At 65.2% G+C, this 23,205-nt stretch carries 26 protein-coding genes; 13 read left to right on the plus strand and 13 right to left on the minus strand.

The window, feature by feature from the left end; all coding sequences use genetic code 11:
- The first annotated feature begins 32 nt into the window (after window positions 1–32).
- Genes gspL through EYW47_RS10880 form a run of 3 tightly spaced genes read left to right on the plus strand, consistent with a single transcriptional unit; the run spans window position 33 to window position 2,810 of the window.
- Window positions 33–1,475, plus strand: coding sequence for a type II secretion system protein GspL (gspL, locus tag EYW47_RS10870; RefSeq protein ID WP_133194865.1), 1,443 nt, complete (start codon window positions 33–35; stop codon window positions 1,473–1,475).
- Window positions 1,451–2,002, plus strand: a complete 552-nt coding sequence (locus tag EYW47_RS10875; protein ID WP_133194866.1) for a type II secretion system protein M — start codon at window positions 1,451–1,453, stop codon at window positions 2,000–2,002. The genes gspL and EYW47_RS10875 overlap by 25 nt, the downstream gene beginning before the upstream one ends.
- Window positions 2,003–2,030: 28 nt before the next feature.
- Window positions 2,031–2,810, plus strand: coding sequence for a type II secretion system protein N (locus EYW47_RS10880; RefSeq protein WP_133194867.1), 780 nt, complete (start codon window positions 2,031–2,033; stop codon window positions 2,808–2,810).
- 123 nt (window positions 2,811–2,933) lie between these two features.
- Here the strand turns inward: EYW47_RS10880 and EYW47_RS10885 are convergent, their stop codons facing one another.
- Both EYW47_RS10885 and EYW47_RS10890 read right to left on the minus strand, forming a co-directional pair.
- Window positions 2,934–4,466 carry an efflux transporter outer membrane subunit gene (locus EYW47_RS10885; RefSeq protein WP_133195109.1) on the minus strand — a complete coding sequence of 511 codons (1,533 nt, stop codon included), beginning with the start codon at window positions 4,464–4,466 and terminating at the stop codon, window positions 2,934–2,936.
- 389 nt (window positions 4,467–4,855) lie between these two features.
- On the minus strand, window positions 4,856–5,287 hold the full coding sequence (locus EYW47_RS10890; protein WP_133194868.1) for a hypothetical protein: 432 nt from the start codon (window positions 5,285–5,287) through the stop codon (window positions 4,856–4,858).
- A gap of 232 nt (window positions 5,288–5,519) precedes the next feature.
- Here EYW47_RS10890 and EYW47_RS10895 point away from each other — a divergent pair, with 232 nt between their 5' ends.
- Together EYW47_RS10895 and EYW47_RS10900 are read left to right on the plus strand one after the other, a co-directional pair.
- Window positions 5,520–6,050: a MarR family winged helix-turn-helix transcriptional regulator gene (locus EYW47_RS10895; RefSeq protein ID WP_133194869.1), complete on the plus strand. Its 531-nt coding sequence runs from the start codon at window positions 5,520–5,522 to the stop codon at window positions 6,048–6,050.
- A 192-nt stretch (window positions 6,051–6,242) separates the two neighbouring features.
- Window positions 6,243–7,811 carry a DHA2 family efflux MFS transporter permease subunit gene (locus tag EYW47_RS10900; RefSeq protein ID WP_133194870.1) on the plus strand — a complete coding sequence of 523 codons (1,569 nt, stop codon included), beginning with the start codon at window positions 6,243–6,245 and terminating at the stop codon, window positions 7,809–7,811.
- Between the two features lie 84 nt (window positions 7,812–7,895).
- On the opposite strand, the gene EYW47_RS10905 is transcribed toward EYW47_RS10900, so the two are convergent.
- The 5 genes from EYW47_RS10905 to ada form a co-directional block, all read right to left on the minus strand.
- Entirely contained in the window at window positions 7,896–8,609 is a 714-nt protein-coding gene (locus EYW47_RS10905; protein WP_133194871.1) for an OmpA family protein, read from the minus strand.
- A gap of 230 nt (window positions 8,610–8,839) precedes the next feature.
- Window positions 8,840–9,334, minus strand: a complete 495-nt coding sequence (locus tag EYW47_RS10910; protein WP_240763637.1) for a DUF859 domain-containing protein — start codon at window positions 9,332–9,334, stop codon at window positions 8,840–8,842.
- A 265-nt stretch (window positions 9,335–9,599) separates the two neighbouring features.
- Window positions 9,600–11,222, minus strand: coding sequence for a glutamate--cysteine ligase (gene gshA / locus EYW47_RS10915; protein ID WP_133194872.1), 1,623 nt, complete (start codon window positions 11,220–11,222; stop codon window positions 9,600–9,602).
- Between the two features lie 246 nt (window positions 11,223–11,468).
- The gene (locus EYW47_RS10920) at window positions 11,469–12,401 is read right to left on the minus strand and encodes a DNA-3-methyladenine glycosylase family protein (protein WP_133195110.1); all 933 of its coding nucleotides are present in this window, start codon (window positions 12,399–12,401) and stop codon (window positions 11,469–11,471) included.
- A gap of 101 nt (window positions 12,402–12,502) precedes the next feature.
- Complete coding sequence (ada, locus tag EYW47_RS10925) at window positions 12,503–13,717, minus strand: bifunctional DNA-binding transcriptional regulator/O6-methylguanine-DNA methyltransferase Ada (protein WP_133194873.1); 1,215 nt, start codon at window positions 13,715–13,717, stop codon at window positions 12,503–12,505.
- A gap of 466 nt (window positions 13,718–14,183) precedes the next feature.
- Between ada and EYW47_RS10930 the strand changes: the two genes are divergently transcribed.
- Window positions 14,184–14,594 carry a VOC family protein gene (locus EYW47_RS10930; protein ID WP_133194874.1) on the plus strand — a complete coding sequence of 137 codons (411 nt, stop codon included), beginning with the start codon at window positions 14,184–14,186 and terminating at the stop codon, window positions 14,592–14,594.
- Between the two features lie 90 nt (window positions 14,595–14,684).
- On the opposite strand, the gene EYW47_RS10935 is transcribed toward EYW47_RS10930, so the two are convergent.
- Both EYW47_RS10935 and sap1 read right to left on the minus strand, forming a co-directional pair.
- Entirely contained in the window at window positions 14,685–15,239 is a 555-nt protein-coding gene (locus EYW47_RS10935) for a YaeQ family protein (RefSeq protein WP_133194875.1), read from the minus strand.
- Between the two features lie 339 nt (window positions 15,240–15,578).
- Window positions 15,579–15,920 (minus strand): surface attachment protein Sap1, encoded by a 342-nt coding sequence (gene sap1 / locus EYW47_RS10940; RefSeq protein ID WP_377785241.1) that lies wholly within the window; start codon window positions 15,918–15,920, stop codon window positions 15,579–15,581.
- A 555-nt stretch (window positions 15,921–16,475) separates the two neighbouring features.
- On the opposite strand from sap1, the gene EYW47_RS10945 reads away from it, so the two are divergent.
- From EYW47_RS10945 to EYW47_RS10955, 4 genes are all read left to right on the plus strand, one after another.
- Window positions 16,476–17,102, plus strand: coding sequence for a LysE family translocator (locus EYW47_RS10945; RefSeq protein WP_133194876.1), 627 nt, complete (start codon window positions 16,476–16,478; stop codon window positions 17,100–17,102).
- Between the two features lie 279 nt (window positions 17,103–17,381).
- Window positions 17,382–17,543, plus strand: coding sequence for a hypothetical protein (locus EYW47_RS40825; protein WP_165976530.1), 162 nt, complete (start codon window positions 17,382–17,384; stop codon window positions 17,541–17,543).
- Window positions 17,544–17,634: 91 nt separating this feature from the next.
- Window positions 17,635–17,859 (plus strand): hypothetical protein, encoded by a 225-nt coding sequence (locus EYW47_RS10950; protein WP_133194877.1) that lies wholly within the window; start codon window positions 17,635–17,637, stop codon window positions 17,857–17,859.
- Window positions 17,860–18,020: 161 nt separating this feature from the next.
- Window positions 18,021–18,398: an ecotin precursor gene (locus EYW47_RS10955; RefSeq protein ID WP_133194878.1), complete on the plus strand. Its 378-nt coding sequence runs from the start codon at window positions 18,021–18,023 to the stop codon at window positions 18,396–18,398.
- 97 nt (window positions 18,399–18,495) lie between these two features.
- On the opposite strand, the gene EYW47_RS10960 is transcribed toward EYW47_RS10955, so the two are convergent.
- From EYW47_RS10960 to EYW47_RS10970, 3 genes are all read right to left on the minus strand, one after another.
- Window positions 18,496–19,524 carry a S1C family serine protease gene (locus EYW47_RS10960; protein WP_133194879.1) on the minus strand — a complete coding sequence of 343 codons (1,029 nt, stop codon included), beginning with the start codon at window positions 19,522–19,524 and terminating at the stop codon, window positions 18,496–18,498.
- Window positions 19,525–19,958: 434 nt separating this feature from the next.
- The gene (locus tag EYW47_RS10965; protein WP_133194880.1) at window positions 19,959–20,174 is read right to left on the minus strand and encodes a hypothetical protein; all 216 of its coding nucleotides are present in this window, start codon (window positions 20,172–20,174) and stop codon (window positions 19,959–19,961) included.
- 216 nt (window positions 20,175–20,390) lie between these two features.
- Window positions 20,391–20,588, minus strand: a complete 198-nt coding sequence (locus EYW47_RS10970; protein ID WP_133194881.1) for a hypothetical protein — start codon at window positions 20,586–20,588, stop codon at window positions 20,391–20,393.
- A gap of 298 nt (window positions 20,589–20,886) precedes the next feature.
- On the opposite strand from EYW47_RS10970, the gene EYW47_RS10975 reads away from it, so the two are divergent.
- Window positions 20,887–21,579, plus strand: coding sequence for a phosphatase PAP2 family protein (locus EYW47_RS10975; protein WP_133194882.1), 693 nt, complete (start codon window positions 20,887–20,889; stop codon window positions 21,577–21,579).
- A 44-nt stretch (window positions 21,580–21,623) separates the two neighbouring features.
- Here EYW47_RS10975 and EYW47_RS10980 read toward each other — a convergent pair whose 3' ends face one another.
- Window positions 21,624–22,070 carry a hypothetical protein gene (locus EYW47_RS10980; RefSeq protein WP_377785242.1) on the minus strand — a complete coding sequence of 149 codons (447 nt, stop codon included), beginning with the start codon at window positions 22,068–22,070 and terminating at the stop codon, window positions 21,624–21,626.
- 405 nt (window positions 22,071–22,475) lie between these two features.
- On the opposite strand from EYW47_RS10980, the gene EYW47_RS10985 reads away from it, so the two are divergent.
- A complete protein-coding gene (locus tag EYW47_RS10985) occupies window positions 22,476–22,688 on the plus strand; it encodes a helix-turn-helix domain-containing protein (protein WP_133194883.1) in 213 nt (70 codons plus the stop codon).
- Between the two features lie 19 nt (window positions 22,689–22,707).
- Window positions 22,708–23,049, plus strand: coding sequence for a pyocin activator PrtN family protein (locus EYW47_RS10990; protein WP_133194884.1), 342 nt, complete (start codon window positions 22,708–22,710; stop codon window positions 23,047–23,049).
- Window positions 23,050–23,205 lie beyond the last annotated feature (156 nt).

The following is a 23,205-nucleotide window of genomic DNA, read 5'->3' on the forward strand; positions in this document are numbered from 1 at the left end:
CCGTACCCGTCCCACATCGAAAAGAGGTGCGTTTGAGCACGCTGATCGTCCTGATGCCGCCGCGCGATCCGGCGGTCCACTCGCAGGAATGGCAGTTGCCGGAGCTGCCGTTCGTGCTGCTCGACAAGGCGGGCCAGACGCAGCGCGCGGGCCGCGCGGCGCTCGGTCTCTTGCCGAAAGCATCCGCCACCGTGCTGCTGATCGCCGCGCGCGACCTGCTCACGGTCGCCGCCGCGGTGCCGCCGCTCAAAGGGCCGCGGCTGCGACAGGCGCTGCCGAATGTCGTCGAGGATCATCTGATCCAGGATCCGCAGACCTGCCATCTCGCGCTGGATCCCGCGCGCCTGCCCGACGGGAAGCAGACCGTCGCGGCCATCGACCGCGGCTGGTTCCGCTTCCTCGTCGAAGCTTTCACGGGCGCGGGGCACCGCAACCTGCGCGCAGTGCCGGTGGCGTGCTGCCTGCCCGTCCCCGTCCCCGTCGCCCAGGGGGAAGCCGGCGCCGCGGTGGCAGCAGCCACGCAAGCCGGCGCGGGCGCCGCCGACGCGCATGCGGGCAAGCCCGCCGGAGCGGCCGGTCCGGCCGAAGCGGCCGGCTCCGCTGAAGCTGCCGGCAGCACCGGTGTCCCGGTGACAGCCTGCGTATTCGGCCCGGTCATGTCGACGGCGCCGGCGCTGTTGCCGGACATGGCAACGCCCACGGCCAGCACCGTTGCAACGGCGCTGGGCGCGCTGCTCGAGCTCACGATCGTGCGCGGCCCATCGGCGGAGGGCTTCGCGGTGCCGGCGGCGAGTCTCGCCGCGACCGTCGAGGCGCTGGCCGGCGACGCGAGCGTCACGCGCTATGTCCTGACCGGCGTGCCGGGCGAGCCCGCGAGCGCCGCCGAGAAGGCCGCGCTCGCTGCCACGCTGCCCGGCGCACAGCCGCTCGGCTTCGAGACGCTCGCGAGGCGTGCGCTCGCGTGCAAATTCGACCTCTGCCAGTTCGAGTTCGCGGTGCAGCCGTGGCGACTCGACCGCGCGACGCTGCGCCGGCTGCGCGTGCCCATTGCGCTGGTGGCGGCCTCGCTCGTGGTGGCGATCGTTGGCGCGAACGTGCAGTGGCTGATGCTTGCGCGTCAGCGCGACGCCATCAACACGCAGATGACCGAATTGCTGCTCAACGCCTTCCCGAAGACCACCGTGGTGCTCGATCCCGCCGGGCAGATGTCGCGCCAGCTTTCGCAACTGCGCGTGGCCGCGGGCGAGCCCTCGCCCGACGACTTCCTCGTGCTCGCGGACGGCCTCGCACGCTCGCTCGGGCCCGTGCCTTTGAACGGGATTGCGGCGCTCGACTATCACGACCGGCGCCTCGACGTGACCTTCAAGCCGGGCGTCAATGTCGACGCCGACCTCAACAAGCGCCTCGCGCGCAATGGCCTTGCGGGCACGCAGGACAGCAGCAGCGGCAAATGGACGATCAGGAGCGCATCGTGAAGACATCGGGTTCGAGCGGCGCATGGGCTCAGGCTCTGAGCGAGCAGTGGAGCAACTTCTGGGAGGGGCGCACGGCGCGCGAACAAGTGCTCCTGACGTGGGGCGGTGCGCTGCTGGCTGTGGCGATCGGCTATTCGGTGCTGTGGCAGCCGGCGGCGGACGGCCGCGCGCGTCTGCGCGAGAGCCTTCCCGCGCTGCAGCGAGGGCTCGCGCAGATGACCGCGCAGGCCGACGAGGCCCGCGCGCTCGCGGGCGCGGCGGCGAGCGTGGCGCCGGGTGGCCAGGCGCTCAAGGACGCGCTCACCGCTTCGCTCTCCGACCACGGCATGCCGGCCGCGCAGGTCCAGTTGATCGGCACGACGGCGCAGGTACAGATGAAGAATGCGTCGTTCCCTGCCTGGTCGGCCTGGCTCGACGACGTGCGCAAGCAGTACAAGGTGCAGGTGGTCGAGGCGCACATCACGGCGCTCAAGGCCGACGGTCAGGTCGATTTGACCGCGTCGCTGCAGCCGGCGAACGCGCGTTGAGCGCGGGCAGCGACAGGAGATCCTTAGCATGTCTTACTGGATGCGGCGAGCCCGCGCCGTGTTGCCCTGGCTTTTCGTAGCCGTGTTGTCCGTGGGCGTGGTGCTGCTCGTACGTCTGCCCGCTGCGTGGATCGCGCCGCAGTTCGCGCGCGCAACCCAAGGCCACATCAATCTCGTCGATCCGCAAGGCTCGCTCTGGCGCGGCTCGGCCACACTCATGCTCGCCGCTGGCCACGACGTGCAGGGGGCGACGCTCCTGCCGGGCCGCATCGAATGGCGCACTTCGTTCTGGGCGCTCCTCACGGGTCGTGTGCGCATGCAGATGCGCCAGACCGAGGCCATGCCCGACCCCGTCGACGTCGAAGCGACGTTGCGCGGCGCTACCGTCACGCCAGGCGCGATCGCGGTGCCCGCGTCGCTGCTCACCGGGCTCGGCGCACCGTTCAACACGCTCGATCTCGATGGCAACGTGCGGCTCGCGTGGAGCCCCTGGCGCGTATTCGGCACCGATGCGTTCGGGCGGCTCACCGTCACGCTCGCCGAGATGAGCTCGCGCGTCTCGCTGGTGAAGCCGCTAGGGTCGTATGAGGCGGTGCTCCAGGCGCAAGGGGCGTCGTCCACGCTCGATCTGAGCACACAGAAGGGGCCGTTGCTGCTCGATGGGCACGGCACGTTCTCGCGCACGTCGGCGTCGTTCAACGGCACCGCGAGCGCAACGCCCGATCAGCGAGAGAATCTGGCGGGATTGCTGAACCTGCTGGGACGGCCCACTGGGGAAGGGGCCGTGGCGTTGAGTTTCATGCGCTGAGATTCGCCGTTCACGAGCTCGCGCCGCGCAAAGCGTCCCAAAGCGGCCCGTAGCAACACTAAACAGCCCCAAATGGCCCCAAGCGGCCCCAAGCGGCCCGTGGCGCCGCCCGCGTCTGCGGGCTTACTCCGAGCGTGTGCCTTGCGCCGCCGCGTCCTGTGTTGCACCGCGCGCGGATGAAACCGACCCTTGCACGCCCGATGCCTCGACAGGCGCCGGCACTGCAACGCCCCCCGTTTCCCGATCCATCTGCGAGACGTCCCAGCCGCCGCCGAGCGCCTTCACGAGTCCCACCGATGACACCATGCGCTGCCCCGCGATGCTCGCGAGCTTCTGCTGCGCCGTGAATGCCGTGGTCTGGGAGGACAGCACGTTCTGATAGTCGGTTGTGCCCGCCTTGTATTCGTTCGTGACGATCTGCAGCGCGTGCTGCGCCGACTGCACGGCCTGCAGCTGCACCACGATTTCCTGCGCGAGGATGCGCTGCGACGCGAGATTGTCCTCGACGTCCTGGAACGCGGCCAGCACGGTCTGGCGGTAGACCGCGACCTGTTGGTCGTAGGCCGCGCGCGCCGCTTCGGTCTGTGCGCTGCGCAAGCCCGCGTCGAACACCGTGGCTGCGAGCGACGGGCCGAGCGTCCAGAAACGTGACGGCATGGAGAGCAGCTGCGAGAGCACCGAGCTTTCGAAGCCACCGCTGGCCGAGAGCGTCAGCGTGGGAAAGAACGCGGAGATCGCTACGCCGATCTGCTCGTTCGCCGCCGCCGCCTTGCGCTCCGCCGAGGCGATGTCGGGGCGCCGTTCGAGCAGCGCCGAGGGCATCGTGACTGGCACGGTGGGCGGCGTGGCCGTCAGCGGCGAGGGTGGAACCGAGAACGCCGAGGCCGGCTGGCCGACCAGCACGGCGATTGCGTGTTCGTCCTGGGCGCGGGCCACGCCATTGTCGATGGCGGCGGCCTGTGCCGACTGCAGCTGCGTTTGCGCCTGAATCACGTCGGCGCGCCCCGCGACGCCCTGCGCGTACTGGTTCTGCGTGAGCTGCAGCGACTTCTGATAGGCCACGACGGTATCGTCGAGCAGCTTTTGCTGCGCATCGAGCGAGCGCAGCGCGAAGTACGTCTGCGCGAGCGTGGCCTGTGCGGAAAGGCGCGCGTTGGCCAGGTCGGCGGCGGCGCCCTGCTGGCCGGCTTCCTGTGCGCTGACCGTGCGGCTCACCTTGCCCCAGAGGTCCGGCTCCCAGGTGGCGTCCAAGCCCAGGTTGACGTTGTTGGTGATCGAGTTGCCGCCCGTAAAGCCGCTGTTCGAGCTCGACACGCGCGAGGGGCTGCGCGAGCGCGAGCCGGAGAACGAGGCGCTCACCACCGGGAAATACGCGGCGCGCGCCTCGCCCACCAGCGCGCGCGCCTGGCGGTACGCGGCGGCGTATTGCGCGACGGTCTGGTTGCTGGCGTTGAGCTGATCCATCAGCCCGTTGAGCTGCGCGTCGTCGTAGATGAGCCACCAGGGCCCACGATCGGTGGTATCGCCGGGCTGCGCAACTTTCCAGCCTTCCGGCGCCTCCTTGTAGGACGCGGGTACCGCGGTGGCCGGCTTGTGATAGTCGGGACCCACGGCGCAACCGCTCAACTGAAACGCGAGCGCCGCCGCCGCGCACATCAGGGCAAGCCTGGGCGCACGACGCGCGCTGCGGCTAACGTGGGCAGCGCCATCGGCTAGCGCGCCCTCGCGCAGGCGGCTCGACGCTTGAAGATGGCGGTCGGAATGGACGAAACGGCAAGACATGCAAGGAATTCCTGTCGATGCGGCTGGCGAATTGGGCGAAAGTCCAGGTCGAGAGTCCAGGGCGAAAGTCGCGAATGGCCAGGGCGCGTAAACACTCGGCGGCGCGCGCCATTGTCATTGTGTGCGCAGCTACGGCCAGGCCCGACTCGGATCGAGGGGCCAGCAAGTTGCGGCAATGGTAGCGCACACGCCGCGCGCAGCGCGGAACCTGCAAGGGTAAGCCGGGAGTGTCTGAGGGTGTGTTACGGCGCGCCGGCCGCAAATTACGCGTCGTTACGGCGCCAGCGGCGCAGCGCATGGACGGCGTGCAGGGCGGCGGTGCCCGCGCGCGTATGCGTGCCACGCGTGGTGCTGGCCCGGCGGCACGCGACCTGGACGCCAGAACACGCGGCTTTTGCTGCCGCCGTGGTGGCTGCCGCTGCGCTCATGGCCGCAGCGACCACGGCCGAATCCGCTGCACGGGGCGTCACGGCGCCGGCGGCCACGGATGTGTCCGCCTCGCCGCGCTGGGCGCGGCGGCGGTCGGCCCACATCATCAGCACGACGGCAATCGAGCCGCCGGGCAGGACGAACATCGCTGCGTAGACCGCAAGCTTGCGCCAACGCGCCGCCCCGCCGGCTTGCGCGAAGGCAAGTCGGGCAGTGCAGGAGACCGAGCGGCCGATGCCGCCGAGCGCGTTCTTGAGGTACAGCATGGCGCAATGAACAGGAGAATTGGGGATTACCGGGAGCCTAAGTGCTTGCCTGTAATAATATTGACTATGCAATCAAACCACAACATACTTTGCATCGCATCAATTGTGCTGTTGTTTTTACGCCGCGATAGCGACGAATCGATGACCGATGCGTCACTCGATTTACCTGCCCAGGCAGACATATTACGGGCTAAAATTCGCCGGTCTTCGAAATGCATGAGAGCCATTCCCCATGAGCGAGGGTTCGTACGTGCCAGGCAAGGTCGGTGTCGAGCCGAGCCTCGGCTATTTCCTGTCAACGGCGCGCAACGTGCTGGCCGCGCGGATGGACCGCGCCGTTGCGCCGCTCGGGCTGACATCGTCGCAGATCGGCGTGATTTTGCTGCTGTGGTTCGAGCGTGCCAGCACGCCCAACGAGATGTCGCGCGTGTTGTCGTACGACACCGGCTCGATGACGCGCATGCTCGACCGCCTGGAAAAGAAAGGCTTTCTCGTACGCCAGCGCAGTCATGCGGACCGCCGCGTGGTCGAGCTCGCGCTCACGCCACTCGGGCGCGACGCAGCGCAGCAATTGCCCGCTCGGATTGCCACGGTGATGAACGACCAGTTGCGAGGCTTTTCCGCCGACGAAGTCACGACGCTCGTCACCCTGTTGCAACGCTTCATCGCGAACGACGCCCATGCGACGATGACGTGCGGCCAGGCGCAAAGCCCCACGGATTGGCCATCCTGGACATCTGACGAAGATCACGGCGAGGCATAGGGTAGATTTCGCGGCGCTTTTGCGCCAGATAGACTTCGCCTCGGCCGCGTCGTATTGCGCCTGGATTACTGTCTGGGCAGACAATGCCTCGACATGAAATTGCGGACTGTCGCCCGCGTGCGGTTCGTTGCAGCAGCAACGCTTCGCCTGAACCCGAAACTTCAGTAATGAAACTGAGCAAGGATCCTGAAGATGGACGCTTCCACCGCCGCGCCCTCGCCCGCTCCTGCCCGTGCGGAGCCCGCACCGTTCTCCGGCGGCACGCTCGCGCTGCTGACCGTGGGCCTCGCGCTCGGCACCTTCATGGAGGTGCTCGACACCTCGATTGCCAACGTTGCCGTGCCGACCATCTCCGGCAATCTCGGCGTCGCCAATAGCGAAGGCACGTGGGTGATCTCCTCGTATTCGGTCGCCTCGGCAATCGCCGTGCCGCTCACCGGCTGGCTCGCGCGGCGCGTGGGCGAAGTGCGCCTCTTCACGCTCTCGGTGATCCTGTTTACGTTCGCCTCTGCGGCCTGCGGCTTTGCCTCCAATTTCGAGACGCTGATCGCCTTCCGTCTCGTGCAAGGCCTCGTCTCCGGTCCCATGGTGCCGCTGTCGCAGACGATCCTCATGCGCTCGTATCCGCCCGAGAAGCGGGGGCTCGCGCTGGGGCTCTGGGCCATGACGGTGATCGTCGCGCCCATCTTCGGGCCGGTCATGGGCGGCTGGATCACTGACAACTACAGCTGGCCGTGGATCTTCTACATCAACGTGCCGATTGGCCTGTTCTCGGGCGCGTGCGCGTACCTGCTGCTGCGCGGGCGCGAGACGAAAACCACGAAGCAGCGTATCGACGCCGTGGGGCTCGCGCTGCTCGTGATCGGCGTGTCGTGCCTGCAGATGATGCTCGACCTCGGCAAGGACCGCGACTGGTTCAACTCGAAATTCATCGTCGCGCTCGCGATCATCGCGGCCGTATCGCTGGCGTTCATGCTCGCGTGGGAAGCCACGGAGAAGGAGCCCGTCGTCGATCTCTCGCTCTTTCGCGACCGAAACTTCGCGCTCGGCGCACTGATCATTTCGTTCGGCTTCATGGCGTTCTTCGGCTCGGTCGTGATCTTCCCGCTCTGGCTGCAGACGGTGATGGGCTACACGGCCGGAATCGCGGGCCTCGCGACTGCGCCGGTGGGACTGCTCGCGCTCGTGCTCTCGCCGCTGATCGGACGCAACATGCACCGGCTCGATCTGCGCATGGTGGCGAGCCTCGCGTTCATCGTGTTTGCGTTCGTTTCGCTATGGAACTCCACATTCACGCTGGACGTGCCATTCAGCACGGTGATCCTGCCGCGCCTCGTGCAGGGCATAGGCGTGGCGTGCTTCTTCGTGCCGATGACGACCATCACGCTATCGAGCATCTCCGACGAACGCCTCGCGAGCGCCTCGGGGCTCTCCAATTTCCTGCGCACGCTCTCGGGCGCGATCGGCACGGCGGCGAGCACGACGTTCTGGGAAAACGCGGCGATCTATCACCACGCGGTGCTATCGGAGTCGGTGAGCGTGTATTCGCCGAACACCAATGCGTACAGCGACGCGTTGAAGGGCCTTGGCTACGCGGGGGCGAACTTGACCGCGAAGCTCAATGAAGTGGTGACGGCGCAGGGCTACATGATGGCGACCAACGACTTCTTCCGCATTTCGTGCGCGGTATTCATCGTGCTTGCGGCGCTGGTCTGGATCACGAAGCCCAGAAAAGGAGCGGGACCGGCAATGGGCCATTGATGGCCCGCTGACGGTCCCGAGGTGACCGCCCGCGTGAGAGGTGCGGGCGGTGTGTGCTGTTGCAGCCGTGACGACGCGCGCGTATTAGCGTGCCGTGATGCCGCTGGTCTTGATTTCGACGCGGCGGTTTTGCGCACGGCCTTCGGCCGTGGCGTTCGATGCGATCGGCCGCGACTTGCCGTAGCCGTGCACTTCATACTGGCCGACATGCAGGCCATGCGACTGCAGGTAGTTGCGCACGGTTTGCGCACGGCGCAGGGAGAGGCGGTCGTTCAGTGCATTCGAGCCCGTGGAATCGGTATGGCCGTCGATCACGACCGTGCCGATGTTCACGCCGTCGCTGTCCGCGATGAGCTTGTTGAGCGCCTGCTTGCCTGCCGGCAGCAGGTCGTACTTGTTGACGGCGAAGTTGGCGTCTGCGCCCAGCGTGATGGTTTGCGGCTGCGTGTTGGCCTGCGGAGCCTGCGGCGGCGGGGGCGGCGGCTGGACAGCGGGCGGCGGCGGCGTCTGGCAAATGAACATGATCTCGCGCGGATCGTTCTCGGGCTTGAAGCCCGACACGGCGCGATCGGTCGACGAGACGCGCAGCGGCTCCTTGTCGCCGCAAATCTCGGTGACCTTCTTCATACAGGCCTTGGAGCTTTCGAACAGGCCGAGACACTGTACGCGATAGGCCTGCGTGCCGTTGGCGAGCGTCACGATGTCAAGGTTGTAGGTCGGGCCCGACGCGGTCGTGCAACCAGCCGCGACGACGATAAGGGCAGCCAGTGCGCTGACTGGCAGAAGTCGCATTTTCATTTTCGATTCGAATGATGGAAGAGGAATGTACTGTCGTCCGGCGCACGCCGAAGCAGTGCCACGATACGACCCCTCGACACGTCACCCAATCAGATAATGCTTAAATGCACAATCGAAGTGATTCGATTCGGAGTCCGCGCGATCAGGATGAGCGGGCCGCTTTGTGCTGGTCGCGGCGCGCGCCCTGACAGACTCAGCGCGTCGTCAGGGCGCAGACTCATCACGCAGATTCAAGGAGAGGAGGCAGTGGGGGCCGCGCCCGACACCGCCGATGCGGGTTCCTGCGCGGGCGCCGCACTCGTGTCGGCGGCGTCGTTGGCCGCGCCCTGGATCGGCTGCTCGATACCGGTGCGCACGTATTGCTTGAATGCCGCGCCCGCAGCCCACGGGTCGGGCTTGCAGCCGAGCGAGCTGTCGCAATGCGCCGCGAAGCCGATGGTGGTCGTGCCGTCGCTGTTGTGAGTCCGCGTGATTTCGTAGGCGAGCGCGCGCTTGCCGCCGCCGGGGCCGGCGGTCTGGATCAGCGTGTCGGTCACGGTCTGCACTTCGTATTTCGAATGACCGCGCACCCAGTCCTGGGCGCGCTGCCACCAGATGTCGCACTGTGGCTTGTCGCTGCAGGTGAGCGGCGCGGTGGCGATCTGCATGACGTCGGGATTCACCTGGCCCGGTGGCGCGCAGGCCGCAAGCGCCGCGCAAAGCAGGATCGGCAGAGTTCGTTTCATCGCGTGGGTTCCTCCCTGAATGGGCACGCGTCGCGCGCGGCCCGGTCGTCTTGTCGTTGGCATGCGGGGCATCGGCGTGCACGGCGTATTTCGGCGCGCAATGCCCATAAAACATTGGACCGCGCACGCGCATTCGCGTTTCAAGCAAATGGGATGCCCGAATCGGGCGACGCAGCGCGCTGCATGGCGCGCGCTGCCGTCACGCGCCATCCGATGGCGTTTTGCGTCGCGCAGAATGCGGCGCAAAACGCGGCACGGCAACGGGTCAAACGCTGAAGCGGTTGAGCGTGTAGGCGCGATACGCGGTCACGAAGGCGTCGAACGAGCCGACTTCCTCGCGCTCGAGCTTCGCTTGTTCATCTAGCGACTCGCGCGCGAGCGCTTCGAATTGTGCCATCGCTTGCGTGTCGAGCGGACGCGAGAGGAAATGCGCCGCATGACGCTCGCTTTGCGCGAGCGCAAATTGCAGGAAGGATTGCTGGTTGTCGCGCATCGTTTGCAGCACGCGCGCCGAGGGCGTGAGCGATGCATCAGCGAGCTTCGCGCGCTGTGTCGCGAGCGAGCGCGCATGCTCGTCGCCACCGTGCAGCGCGTCCAGCACGGCTGCACTGTGCTCGATCTTCGCGAGCAGTTCGGCGGCCCAATCCTGCAGCGAGATCGTCTCATTGGCGCGCTTGAGCTCGAGGCCCGGGCGGCGCCCCTCTTTCGTGACGAGCCCGAAGTTCTCGTTGGCCTGCTCATATTCGGCTGCGGGCAACAGCGGGCTGTCTTCGAGCGCGCAAGCGAGCAGGTAGGCGTCGAGAAAACGCGCCGTCTCGAGCGAGATGCCGGTGGGCTCGAACGGATCGATGTCCATGCAGCGCACCTCGACGTATTGCACGCCGCGCGCGGCGAGCGCATGCAGCGGCCGCTCGCCGGGGTACGTGATGCGCTTGGGGCGGATCGTCGAATAGAACTCGTTTTCGATCTGCAGCACGTTGGTGTTGATCTGCACCCACTCGCCGTCGCGGTGCGTGCCGATCGCCTCGTACGGCGGATACGGCTGGCTCACCGCCTGCGCGAGCGCGTCGAGATAGCCCGGCAGCGTGTCGTAGTCGGCGCGCAGCGCGGACTGGCCCGTGGTGTTCGAGTAGCCGAGGTCGCTCATGCGCAGGCTCGTCGCGTACGGCAGATAGAGCGTGTTCGCGTCGAAGGTGTCGAGCGCATGCGCGCGGCCGCGCAAAAAGCGCCCGTCGAGCGCCGGCGAGGCGCCGAACAGATACATCAGCAGCCAGTTCGTGCGGCGGAAGTTGCGGATCAGCGCCAGGTAGCGCTCCGACTGATAGTCCGTCTGCGTGGCTGTGGACTGCTCGTGCGCGTGCAGTGCGCGCCACACTTCTTCGTTAAGCGAATAGTTGTAGTGGATGCCCGCGATGCACTGCATGGTGCGGCCGTAACGCAGCGCGAGCCCCATGCGGTAGACGTACTTGAGGCGGCCGATGTTCGAGTCGCCGTAGCGGGCGATGGGAATGCCGTCGTCGGTGTCGGGCAACAGGCCCGGCATCGATTCGTTCCACAGCATTTCGCCGTCGCGCGCGAGCACCCCGTAGACATAGCGATGAAGCTCGTCGAGCTTCGCGAGCGTGATGGAGGCGTCTTTTTCGGCGGGCGTGATGATCTCGATCAGCGCTTCCGAATAGTCGGTCGTGAGCGACGGATGCGTGAGGGCCGAGCCAAGCGCTGTCGCATGCGGCGTCATGGCGAGATGGCCGTCGCGCGTCACCCGCAGGCTTTCCTTTTCGATGCCGCGCAGACCGCGTGTGAGCGCGTCGCGGTGTGGCCCGGCGCTCAGCACGGAAAGGCGCTGCGTGAGAACGTCGTTCGTGCGTGTAGAGGTCGTGTCTGGCATTGAAGGCAGGTCGGGCTCTGGCCGGCGACGCCGTGCTGCACGCGCCGCCGACAAGGGATTTTCGGTAGCGGGCACTTTAACATCTCGCCGGAAGACCTGCTTGAGGCCCCTTCGGGCGGGGTTTTGCGGCTGGCTCAGCGCGTGCGCGCGACGGCCCGCCATGGCCCGCCGCGATCGGGTGTGCGGATCGGCGAGCGTTTCGCGCGCTCGCGCGAGCGCCGTAATCGGATGGATGTCGCGGAAGCGCTAGCCGCCGCGCGCCGCGCCAGCGCGATCGGCAATCTCATTCCAGAGATGCATCGCGGCATAGGCGCGCCAGGGCCGCCACGCCTCGGTGCGCGCGCGCTGCTGCGTCGCGCGCACGAGCGCGGGGTCGCGTGCGGCGATGGCCTGCATGAGCACGAGGTCGGTGGCGGGCCACGCATCGGCGTCGCGCCACGCACGCATGGCCACATACTCCACCGTCCAGGGGCCGATGCCAGGCAGTGCGAGCAGTCCGGCGCGCATGGCGTCGAGGGTGGCGCGCTCGGCGGCCCTGTCGGCACTGGGCTCGCCAGGACAATTGCGGCGTTTGCTGGCTGCGCGAGGCGCGGCGTGTTGCGCCGGCGCACGCTCGATGGCGAGCTCACCGCTTGCCACCGCCGCCGCGAAGCCCTGTAGCGCGGCCACACGCTTGCCTGGCATGCCGATGCCTGCGAGGTCGGCAGCGGCCAGCGCGGCCGGCGTTGGAAAGCGCCACGCGGTGCGTGCGTGCGCGTGGCCGTCGATGCGCTTGCCTACGCGCTCGACTAGGCGGCCCACGATGGTGGTCGCGGCTTTCACGCTCACCTGCTGGCCGACGATCGCGCGCACCACGAGCTCGAAGCCCGACCACGCACCCGGCACGCGCAGCCCCGGCGCCGCGGCGACGAGCGGCGCGAACCATGGATCGGTGGCGAGACCCGCACCGATTGCAACCGGATCTGCCGCCACGTCGAAGATGCGTGCGAGCGGTGCGGCAAGCGCGGCTGCATGAGCGCTCACTGGTCCGTCGATCTCGACGACGAGGCAACGCTTTCGCGCATGGCGGCGCACGGCCAGCGTGCCGCTCGCACCGTTGAAATCAATCGCGCGCAGCCAGGCACCGTCCTCCACGGCCTCGACGCCGGGCGTGGCACGCCCGGCCAGAAAGCGCAGCATGCGCGGCCAGTCGTACGGCGCGCGAAACGGCAGCTCGAGGGTGGCATCCGGCTGCGGGACGGCGTTTCGCGATTGCTGCGGTTCGTTCGGCAGGACGGCGCTCAAGCGGTGGTCTCCGGCGTGGCGGTAGCGCGGGCGCGCTTCGAGCCCCGCACCGGTGGGTCATCGGCAAGTCCCGGTTCGGCTACGCGGACTTCGCCCGCGCGCGCCTCGGCATCGATGAGCGCTGCCTTGCGCGCGAGCCCCCAGCGGTAGCCCGCGAGCGCGCCGCCCTTTTGCACGACGCGGTGGCACGGAATCGCCAGTGCCACGGGGTTCGACGCGCACGCGCTCGCGACGGCGCGTACCGCGCGCGGCGCGCCGAGCGTTTCGGCGATCTGCGTGTAGCTGCGCGTCTCGCCGTACGGAATGTGCTGGAGCGCGTCCCAGACACGTTGCTGGAATGCCGTTGCGGCAATGTCGAGTGGCAGCTCGATATGTTCGCGGCGGCCATGCAGATAGGCGTCGATTTGCGCGACGAACGGCGCGAGTCCCGCCGCGTCCTCGATGCAGCGCGCGTTCGCGAAGTCGGTGGCGAGGCTCGCGCTCAGCTCGCCCGGATCGTCACCGAATGCGATCCGGCAGATGCCCTTGTCCGTCGCCGCGACGAGCACGCGCCCGAGCGGTGTGACCGCGTTCGCATAGCGGATCGTGAGTCCCGCGCCCTTGCGGCGAAACGCCGACGGTGCCATGCCCAGCTCGCCCGCCACGCTCTCGTAGAGCCGCGATGACGAGTTGAAGCCGGCGTCGGCGCTCGCGCGCGTGACGTCGGCGCCTTGCGCGAGCGCGTCGCGCAGCACGGCGCCGCGGCGGGCGGCCTGGTATTGGCGCGGCGAGACGCCCAGCACGCGCTTGAAGAGACGCTGCAGATGAAACGGGCTCAGATGCACGGCCTCGCCGAGCTGCGCGAGCGTGAGGCGCGCCTGGGGATCGGCGTCGAGGGCGGCACAGGCGCGGCGCACGATCTCGAGCTCGCGCGGCAGGCCGCCGGGCCGGCAACGCTTGCATTCGCGGTAGCCAGCAGCGCGCGCGGCGTCGGCATCGGCGAACAACTCTACGTTCTCGCGGCGCGGCAGGCGCGACGCACAGGACGGACGGCAAAACACGCCCGTCGTGCGCACGCCGTAGAAGAACTGGCCATCGGCACGCGCGTCGCGCGCCGCGATGGCGGCCCAGCGCTCGTTATCGGTGGAAAAAGCGGTGGCAGACCCGGAGACAGACGCGCTGTCGAAGTCGGCGGCGAGCTCGCCGTGAGCGGCGGTCGGGATGGCGTTCATTTCGTGACTCCCGGAAATGGCGGATTCGATGGTCCCACTGTAGCGGCTTGTACGCATGACGGCCTGCCGGATCTTGCGCTGTCGTTCAGATGCGGTCGGCTAGATGCGGTCGGCCAGATGCGCTCAGCTAGACGCGGTCGGATAGCCGATCTGGCACCGCTTAGACGCCGCCGTTACCTGGCTGCCGCCTGACTGCCATAGGGATGCGACAACGAGTGCGTCAATTTGGCACGATTGCGGGTTTTCCCTTAAAAACTTGTTGCGTCGCGTCAGGCCGCTGTGTATAGTGGTTCCTGTCTCCTCCATGTCTCCTCCTGATATGGATTAAGCCCGCTCACCGTAGCGGGCTTTTTTTCGTCCAGCGATTCCATCGCCCTGCCAGCTGGCTCCCCGTGGCCGCGCATCGCCATTTTCCGCCTGATCTCCCTCCCCTACACTGTGTAGATGTGCCACTTTGGGAAGAGCCATGCAAATCCAGATTCGCGAAATCGACCATGTTGTGATCCGCGCGGCTGATCTCGCCGCCATGACGCGCTTCTACTGCGACGTGCTGGGCTGCAGCGTCGAGCGCGAGGAGCAAAAATTAGGGCTCGTGCAGTTGCGCGCGGGCCGCTCGCTCGTCGATCTGGCCGCGGTCGGTGGGCCGCTCGACCGCGATGGCGGTGCGGCGCCGTCGAGCGCGGCCGGCAATATGGATCATCTGTGCCTGCGTGTGGAGCCCTTCGATGGCGAGGCGCTCAAGGCCTGGCTTACGCAGATGGGCGCACGCCCGGGTGAGGTGGTCGAACGCAACGGCGCAGAAGGTATCGGACCGTCGTTGTACCTGTTCGACCCCGAGGGCAACATGGTCGAACTGAAAGGGCCGGCTGCGCGCTGATTGCTTCGTTCGGCCGCCCGGTAGCCGCGCTTTGGCCCTGACCGGCTGCATCAAGTCTGGCGCGGCGGCCGCGAGGCCCCCGCTGCCCAATCAAACGTTCTCAGGTGCCTTTAAGACGGTCCATTCGACCGCTACCGGCTCGCTCACGGTATTGCCGATCCAGGCGGCGCGGTCCTGCACGGTGCATTGCAGGCGCATCGTACGCTCCGCCAGTGCGCCGAGGGACGCCGCCACGCCCTCGCCCAGCGACCAGACGGTCACGTTGCGCAGCCGTTCCACCTTGCCGCGCACACCCTGCCACCAGATCTCCGAGGTGCGTCCACCGTAGGCGATCACGATCACCTCCTCGGCGCGCGAACTCGCTTTGGCGATCCGGCGCTCGTCGGGCTGCCCCACTTCGATCCACGTCTGCACCGCGCCGGTGTAGTCCTTGCTCCAGAGGTCGGGCTCGTCGGTGTCCGACAGGCCCTTGCAGAATTCGAGACGCTCGCTCGCGAAAAGCGCGAATGCGACGATGCGCACCATCATCCGCTCGTCAGTTTCGGACGGATGACGCGCGATCGTGAGCGCATGGTCGGCGTAGTAATGCCGGTCCATGTCCGCGATCTGCAGTTCTGTCTTATAGATGGTCGATTTGAGTGCCATACCGAGTCCAGCGCGAGTTCAGCGCCGCGCAAAAGCCGCACATGATAGCGAGTTTCCAGCACATCCTGTGCCGCAATCATCGAACGGCGACGCGCTGGACCGTCAGGATGGTCGGTCGCAAAAATGACGGTGCAATGACGGGATTAAGGCAGGCGGGCCGCTTGAAGACCCGATCGGGGTGCGCATGCCGCTCGTGGCGGGCCGAGTGCCATGGGCCCGACGCGCTTGCGGCATGCCTTTGGAGCGTTGGTGCAACGGACGATGCGCGAGCGGCATGGCTCGCGTGGGACGCGTAGAGATCGGCGGCTTGCAGGCGCGCCGGGGTCCAGCTTGCGTGCGTTACTGCTTGATGAAGCGGTCGGTGGTCCAGAGCCCTTGATCGTCTGCATTCGCCGCGTTGACGAACTCGACATCGTGGCCCACTACGCGCACGACGCGGAACGACTGATTCTCAGGCGTGGAGAGGCAACGGTAATCGGCGAAATACTCCTGCACCTGCTGATGCTCACCGGCTTGCTCGTGCATGGAGACCGCGTCGAGCTTGTCCTTCGAGAGGCAGCCATACGAACCGGCCTTGAGCTGCACGGTTTGCTGTGGTTTCACCACGAAATCCTGCGCCTGAGCGGAAACGGCGCAAAAGAGACCGGTGGTGAATGCGGTCATCGCGAATAGCATTTTCATGATTGCCTCCTGTCTTATCAGAGCTGGCACTTTACGGCTTACTCCGATCCCGTATAGAGCTGCGGACTTATACTCAGGTTAGCTATGTATTTAACTTCCACTCACGAGGCAACTTTTCCAATCTAGAAGACTGCAAAAGAACTGCAAGAAGAACTTGTGTGCGAGCGCAGCAGTCATGCATGGCCACATCGGGCTTAGGGTCCGCCAAAATCTGCCCCGACTCTGTTCCAGCGCGATTGGCTGGAGCGCGAACGCTATCGAGTCCGGCGCTCACCCTTGCAAGACAAGGCAGACGCCGCTCAAAGACTGTTTGATGAAGCGTGCGAATGAAGTGCTTTAATACATTGCCCGCTTATTTGACGCGGTGCACATCAAGTCGAAGCATAGCCACTCGAGCGCCTAGCCAGTTAGTCATCGAATGCAGAATAAAAACGATGCCAGGCACGCACCGGGGTGTCGTTCTGCCAGGCGCTCGTTGCGTGAAATACACTTTCGTCTTCACTTGCGCGACTGCAATCTTCGTGGATAAATCGGGCTTCCCCACTGGAGAAACCCATGACTCTCGCCCACTGGTTGCCGTTCGCGATCGCGTCGGCCATTCTCGTTGCCATTCCCGGGCCCACCGTTCTGCTAGTCGTGTCCTATGCGCTTGGCCATGGCCGCCGCTACGCGCTGGCGACGACTGCTGGCGTCGCGCTCGGCGACTTCAGTGCGATGACGGCATCCATGCTCGGCCTTGGTGTGATCCTGGCCGCCTCTGCGGCGCTTTTTTCGATGCTCAAGTGGGTGGGTGCCGTGTACCTGATCTATCTGGGCATCAAGCTCTGGCGCGCACCCGTGAGCACCGCAGAGGCGCCCGATACCTCCGAAACCCGCACCGGCCGAATCTTCGCGCACGCCTACGCCGTCACCGCGCTCAATCCGAAGAGCATCATTTTCTTCGTCGCATTCGTCCCGCAGTTCATCGACCCGCATGCGGCCGCGCTGCCGCAGATCGTTGTGTTCGAGGCCACGTTCCTCACCCTCGCCACGCTCAATGCGTTCGGCTACGCCTTGCTCGCGGCGGCCGCACGCAAGGCGGTGCGCAGCCCGCGTGTGCAGCGTCTCGTCAATCGCATTGGCGGTTCGCTGTTGATCGGCGCGGGGCTTTTCGCCGCCGCATGGAAGAAGTCGGCGACCTGAGCGCCCTTACTCCTGTGGCCGCCAGTTCGCAATCCATGTTTGCACCTGGTCGTCGCATTTCGCTCCTGCTTTGCGGCGCTGCCTTGCGCAGCGCGTCTGCGCCTGGCCGTGTCCGCCGGCCCGCTCATGCTCTACCATTACCGCCCAGGCATGCACGCTGCTGCACGGGGTGCGTGCGGCAGCCCACCTTGGCTCACGAGACCAGGTAATCACCTGTCGCACACGCTGTAGCTTTCCGGCTACAATGGAATCGCACCGCTTGACAACCAGGAGGTTATCGTGATCGAACACGTAATACTGGGCGCGTTTCTGGTTATACCCCTCGTCATTGTCGTCTTCCTGTTTTCCGACGAAATCCTCGAGGAGCATAGGCAGCGCGTGCAAGCGGGGGCTCCTCATATCGACTGGCGTCATCCGCTGCGTAGCATCCTGCACCACTGAGCCCCAGTGGCAGGATTGCAGCCCGGGCTGATTCCCGGGCAAATGGCCCGCGCGCCACGCGGGAGGACGCGCTTGAGCGTGGGAGGCACTCGTGGAATTCGAGTTCTCCTGGATGGCGTATTTCCTCTCGCTGTTCGCGCTGATGGTGTGCTCCATCGCGCTCACCCTGCTCTGTCCTGGCGCCGGCAAGCGTGAGGACGGCGTTGCGCGCGAGCGCGGCGCCGATTCGGCTCCATCCACGGAAGAAGCCGCGCACGGCGCGTCGCAACCCTGCGATCGCGGTACCTTGCCTGCGCATCCGGGCGATGACGCATGACCGGCGTGCGCGCCTGCGCCTGCCGTCAATTCCACGCGCTGAGCCGGCATCCGCGTAATTCTTCGCTCGCGTAATTCGTCGTTACCACTTGCAGCACCTGTATCCGTGCTTCGCACCCACAATCCCACGCATGTATTCGAACGGTTCTCGAGGGGAACAACATGCGAAAGATTGCAGCCGTACTGCTGACGGCGGGATGCGTGATGGCGGCTGGCCCGGCCAGTGCGCATGATCATGGCGGCGACGTGGTGGGTGCACTGGTCGGCGGAGCGCTGATCGGTGCGGTTGTGGGTGCCGCGATGAACAGTGCCCCAGCGGTGGTTTATCAGGCGCCGCCCCCGGTCTATGCCGAGCCGGCACCGGTGGCCGCTCCGGTCTACGCGGAACAGGCCCCCATGTACGCCGCCGCGCCTGCACCGGCGCCTGGCGGTTGCTACGATCAATACTCGGGCCGCTACGTGCAATGTGCGCCGGCACAACTTGCTCCGCCGCCGCCGGCACAGTATGACGACGACTACGGACAGCCTGCCGGTTGGTAAGCCAGATAGTTCGGTATGCAAACCAATGTTGGATTGACCCCACTGAAACACGGCTGCCTTTCGGAAACCGGAAGGCAGCCGCGAGCGCGCTCATCGCCTACAGCAAAACCGCCTGCTCTACAGGTGTGACCTGCAGATTCAGTTTTTGCGTCAGCCGGACCACGGTGAACTCCACCGCGCGCCCGATGCGCGAAGCGTCGAGCAAGCGCTGCAGCGCATCGATTCCATCGACGGCCAAGCCGTCGATCGCGACGATCGTATCGTCGACCCGCAGACCACCTAACGCGGCGGGGCTTCCCTTGACGATTTCCATCACACGCACACCGCTAGTCGTTGGGAGTTCGAAATAACGTTGCACCTTGCGCGCGACCGGCACGGTGGTGCCGGCAATGCCGACGTGTGCGCGTCGCACGCGTCCGTGAGCGAAGAGTTGCGTGATGACCCATTTGGCGGTGTCGATAGCCGTGGCGAAGCAGATGGCCTGCGCGCCGGGAATGATCGCGGTATTCACGCCGATCACTTGGCCCGCCGAATTCACGAGCGGACCGCCGGAATTGCCGGGATTGAGCGCGGCGTCGGTCTGGATCACGTCGTAGATCATGCGCCCGGAGTTCGAGCGCAGCGAACGGCCGAGCGCGGAGACCACGCCCGTGGTGACGGTTTGCGCGAGGCCCAGTGGACTGCCTACGGCAATCGCAATCTGTCCGACGCGCAGCTTCGCTGATTCGCCGAGTTCGGCGTGCGGCAGAACCTCGGACGCGCCGATGCGCAGCACGGCGAGATCGGTGCTCGGGTCGTCGCCGATGAGGTCGGCGTCATAGGTCGAACCGTCGGCAAGCGTCACGCGCAGCGCGCTTGCGCCGTGAACGACATGGCTATTGGTGAGCAGATAGCCGTCGGGCGTGAACAGAAAACCCGAGCCGGTGCCACCGCGTACGGCGGCGCTGCCAGGCGTTCTGCGCTCGACAGCAATATGGGCGACGGATTGCTGGACACGTTCGAGTGCCCCGATGACGGTTCGCGAATAGGCGTCGAGGAGGGCGCCGTCGTCCTCAGCGCGAGGGTGTGCACCGTCAGACGAAAGGCCGCGAGCGAGATCGTCAATGAAGGAGGGTCGGCTTCCCACGATCAGAATTCTCCGATGAGTGTGGGCCGTACATGCAGGGAACACGCGGCAATTTCAAGAGGCCCGCCGATTTGGCAAAAAGCTGCGGGAGGCCGCGTATCGAGGGTCGGAAGATCTTGTCTGCACGAAGGTTAACGATTGTCAGATCGACGGCTCGGCCATTGATGGTCAAGAAGCGAGCCGCGCCAATGATTTGGCGGCGACGTCCCCTCGCGCCGTGTAGTTAGTAGTGGCAAGCTCTTGGCCGCGGCCCCTGCCGCGGCATTTTTTTTGTCTGCGAATTCATCTGAAGAGATCACTGGCGCGATCGCGGCGGCGTGCCCGAAAAGAAAGAAGCCCGCTCTTTGGCGGGCTAATCCATGCTCGGGTTACATGGCGAGGACAATCGGTTGTGCCGTGCCGCCATGAAGGTGGCGGGCAGGCCGGTAGTGCGTTCAGGCCGCAGCGCTCCTTGTCTGGAGGCGCTCGAGTTGCGTCATGAGCGAGTCAATCGTACGGAACTGGGCGTGCGAGAGCTGTGCGGTATCGAGCAGATTTGAAAGGCGCTGGTGCCAATAGTCGAACGAGAGAAAGGGGATCGTGCCCTCCGTGAGCAGCGACGGAACCATGACGCGCATGATGTGCGCAATTTCCTGATCGATGAATTTCACTGTGCGCCCCGGTGAACCGTCGAGATCTCATGGTTGGATACGTCGTCTTGCCACTCTAGTGCGCCGGCAAAGCGTGTACAGCTATCACAATGGATAGGGGGCAAAGAGGGCGGCATGCCCGGTGCGCCGAACCCTTGTCAATAGGGGCGTCGAGCCCTCCCGCCGCGTGCCCGGCAGGCTCGAATCGGGGCATATCCTGGTGTCGTGCCGTGGCACTCAGTGTCGCCAGCCATGGCCGTAGCCGCCAAAGCCGACCCCAATATCGACGGACGGCGCCGCATAGTAGCCCGGCGCATAGCCGTAACCGTAGGCCGGTGCCGGCGCATAGGCATACGGCGGGGCGACGATGCAGCCTGTGAGGCTCGCAAGCCCCGTGGCTAGCGCGATTGTGCAACAGAGTCGGATTGTCTTCATCGTTTTCTCCCAATGCACCTATTGTTGGCGCGCGCGCCGTGGGAAAACGAAACGATATGTGACGGGAGTTTACGAAGCCGCGGGACTCGTGAGGCAGCAGCCGTGGCCAGACGGTTTCGCGACGTAGCGCATGGCGACGCGCGTTACTTACACTTGCTTTCGATTCCTTACCTTTGTGGATTTTGGCGGAATTTACGATGCGGTATTTCCCGTGCAGCTATGGGGCGAAATAGCGTGTCTGAATTATGGCGTCAGACCGCTTTTCATATGATTAAAACAGCGGAATGGCCCACAATCAATGAACGCTTTTGACACAGTCATTCTGACTTTCCTCACACAAATACATCTCGCACCCATCGCCGACCACGCGATAAGGGTGATCGCAGGGCTTTATACCTTCAAAGGCTTTTTGCTGATTCCATTGCTGTGGTGGATGTGGTTTCAGCCCGGCGAGCGCCGCGACTGGCGGCGCGAGATGGTTATCGCGACGGTGGCGAGCGGTCTGATCGCGCTTGCTGTCGGCCGTTTTCTGGCGCATTTTCTGCCGTTCAGGGTACGGCCGATCTTCAACCCGGATCTGCATTTGCACTTCGCAATGGAGTCGCTGCGCGATAGCGGATTGACCGGCTTCAGTTCCTTTCCAAGCGATCACGCGATGCTATGGGCGGCGATTGCCATGGGGATATTTCTGGTTTGGCGGACAGTGGGTGCGCTGGCGCTTGTTTATACCGCGATCTTTATTTGCCTGCCGCGCGCCTATCTTGGCTTTCATTACCCGACTGACCTGCTCGCCGGCGCCGCAATCGGCATCGTCATTACCTGGATCTTGACGCGCGACTGCGTCCGCGAGCGCACCGCCGCTCCGGTTCTGCACTTGACGGTGCGCTTTCCGGGGCCCGCTTCGGTGCTCGCGTTTCTCGTGTGTTTCGAGCTGATCACGCAGTTCGACGACCTGTTGAGGCTCGCGCACTCGGTCTCGAAAGCGGTCTGAGTGGTGCGAGCAGCGGGGAGGGGCTTGGAGCCCTTGCGCTGCGCTCACTCCTCGCACCGAACGTCCTGCTTGCGGACGACGATGATCACCGGATACGTGCCGTGCTCGAGCTCCACGCGCGTGACTACCGACATCGTCGTGTCGCCGCTGTCGTCATACACGCTCACTCGCTCGTTGCGCAAACTGACAACGCCAACGCAGTTGGACGCACGCCCTTCCTCGGAAACCTGGCACTGGATGGGATTGTCGGCCAGGTAGCGATACTTGTTGTCGCTCGACTGGTATTCGCGAAAGCTTTGCGCCGAACCGCCCACGCCGGTGACATAACCGATGGCGCACGATTCGTTCGACGTGTCGCTCGCCGGGGATGTCCCGGCCACTGCAAGCGCGCTCGTGGCCGCGAGGGCCGCTGAAAGTAGCGATACGACGATGGGGTTTTTGGTGCCGTGTTTCATTGGGTCGACTTTGAGTAACGTGGGGCGTCCGGTCATTTCAATACATAACCTTCTAAAGGCCGTCATTGTGCTCTCGTATAAGGGTTTTGAGACGGGCGCGTCGATATTGTGTACTAACCTGTGTACTAAAAACCGAAAGTGCCCCGGTTATCCACAGCCTCCGCCAGTATTTTGCCCAAGTGACACCAACCGCGCAGCGGGCACCGCAAGCGGTCTTCTGGAGAGCGCCTCGTGTTTTCAAAAATAGCCTCCCCACCGACCCGACAAAACTGACGGAATAGCGCTCGCGAGTTTGCAATCACGCCCACCTGGGCACCCGACAGAACCGACAAAAGTATCGGTTCTAGGTCCGTTCTGGCATCGCGATACTACTGCGGTATCGCTCGCCCACAAGCGCGAAATCCTCTGCTAGGCTGAGTTCCCGAACGCTTGGAGATGCCAGTGAACGAAGAACTCCGCATTGCCATTCTCGCGGTCCGACTCTACGCCGAACGTCATCCGCGACCGCCGCAAGTCTCGATGTCACAGGCTGCTGAGATGCTCGGCATCAGCCGTCAAACAGTCGCCAAGATGGTCCGGTTCGGGCAAATCAAGCTGAACAAGTACGGCAGAATTTCAATCGAGCAGGTTGATGCGGTACTCGAGTCGGTGTGAGCAGTAGAGGTATGACCACATGAGTGATCTGCTGACGAGACTCGAGGCACAATTCAACGCGCCGCTCCTGCCCGTCGAGGTTGTTCGCGCGAACTTCTTTCCGCACCTGTCAGAAGAGGTCTTCAACCGCCGCGCGCGGGCCAATGACTTCGGCTTCCCAGTTATGAGCGCCGACCGGTCGCAGAAGGCCGCCATGTTCGTCCACATTGAAGACCTAGCTGCCTACCTGGACACACGGCGCGCCGTCGCTACACGAGAGCACGCAGTGCTGTCCAGTGTTAGGCCGCCTGCGATCCTTGAGGCGTCCAGTCACGATAACCAAGTTATGAACCGCATAGTGCATGAGCGCTACCGCCGCTAACCTTCGCGCTTCAAACGCGACCCTTGCTCGGATTTGAAATCTCACCAAGGCGCGTCGAAAGTTGCTATGATCGTGCCGTGTTCCGGTTACCGTTGCTCCTGCAACGGTCGACTCGCGGTGAGGCATGGAATTGCGGACGGGCAGCGCCCGGAACAT

The organism is Paraburkholderia silviterrae (assembly GCF_004353915.1).
GTDB classification, from domain to species: Bacteria; Pseudomonadota; Gammaproteobacteria; order Burkholderiales; family Burkholderiaceae; genus Paraburkholderia; species Paraburkholderia silviterrae.

Excerpts from the sequence above, each read along its gene's own strand:
- EYW47_RS10875 (WP_133194866.1), top strand. The coding sequence starts at position 1,451 with ATGGACGATCAGGAGCGCATCGTGAAGACATCGGGTTCGAGCGGCGCA.
- EYW47_RS10880 (WP_133194867.1), top strand. The coding sequence starts at position 2,031 with ATGTCTTACTGGATGCGGCGAGCCCGCGCCGTGTTGCCCTGGCTTTTC.
- EYW47_RS10885 (WP_133195109.1), bottom strand. The coding sequence starts at position 4,466 with ATGTGCGCGGCGGCGGCGCTCGCGTTTCAGTTGAGCGGTTGCGCCGTG.
- EYW47_RS10890 (WP_133194868.1), bottom strand. The coding sequence starts at position 5,287 with ATGCTGTACCTCAAGAACGCGCTCGGCGGCATCGGCCGCTCGGTCTCC.
- EYW47_RS10895 (WP_133194869.1), top strand. The coding sequence starts at position 5,520 with ATGAGCGAGGGTTCGTACGTGCCAGGCAAGGTCGGTGTCGAGCCGAGC.
- EYW47_RS10900 (WP_133194870.1), top strand. The coding sequence starts at position 6,243 with ATGGACGCTTCCACCGCCGCGCCCTCGCCCGCTCCTGCCCGTGCGGAG.
- EYW47_RS10905 (WP_133194871.1), bottom strand. The coding sequence starts at position 8,609 with ATGAAAATGCGACTTCTGCCAGTCAGCGCACTGGCTGCCCTTATCGTC.
- EYW47_RS10910 (WP_240763637.1), bottom strand. The coding sequence starts at position 9,334 with ATGAAACGAACTCTGCCGATCCTGCTTTGCGCGGCGCTTGCGGCCTGC.
- gshA (WP_133194872.1), bottom strand. The coding sequence starts at position 11,222 with ATGCCAGACACGACCTCTACACGCACGAACGACGTTCTCACGCAGCGC.
- EYW47_RS10920 (WP_133195110.1), bottom strand. The coding sequence starts at position 12,401 with ATGCTGCGCTTTCTGGCCGGGCGTGCCACGCCCGGCGTCGAGGCCGTG.
- ada (WP_133194873.1), bottom strand. The coding sequence starts at position 13,717 with ATGAACGCCATCCCGACCGCCGCTCACGGCGAGCTCGCCGCCGACTTC.
- EYW47_RS10930 (WP_133194874.1), top strand. The coding sequence starts at position 14,184 with ATGCAAATCCAGATTCGCGAAATCGACCATGTTGTGATCCGCGCGGCT.
- EYW47_RS10935 (WP_133194875.1), bottom strand. The coding sequence starts at position 15,239 with ATGGCACTCAAATCGACCATCTATAAGACAGAACTGCAGATCGCGGAC.
- sap1 (WP_377785241.1), bottom strand. The coding sequence starts at position 15,920 with ATGAAAATGCTATTCGCGATGACCGCATTCACCACCGGTCTCTTTTGC.
- EYW47_RS10945 (WP_133194876.1), top strand. The coding sequence starts at position 16,476 with ATGACTCTCGCCCACTGGTTGCCGTTCGCGATCGCGTCGGCCATTCTC.
- EYW47_RS10955 (WP_133194878.1), top strand. The coding sequence starts at position 18,021 with ATGCGAAAGATTGCAGCCGTACTGCTGACGGCGGGATGCGTGATGGCG.
- EYW47_RS10970 (WP_133194881.1), bottom strand. The coding sequence starts at position 20,588 with ATGAAGACAATCCGACTCTGTTGCACAATCGCGCTAGCCACGGGGCTT.
- EYW47_RS10975 (WP_133194882.1), top strand. The coding sequence starts at position 20,887 with ATGAACGCTTTTGACACAGTCATTCTGACTTTCCTCACACAAATACAT.
- EYW47_RS10980 (WP_377785242.1), bottom strand. The coding sequence starts at position 22,070 with ATGACCGGACGCCCCACGTTACTCAAAGTCGACCCAATGAAACACGGC.
- EYW47_RS10990 (WP_133194884.1), top strand. The coding sequence starts at position 22,708 with ATGAGTGATCTGCTGACGAGACTCGAGGCACAATTCAACGCGCCGCTC.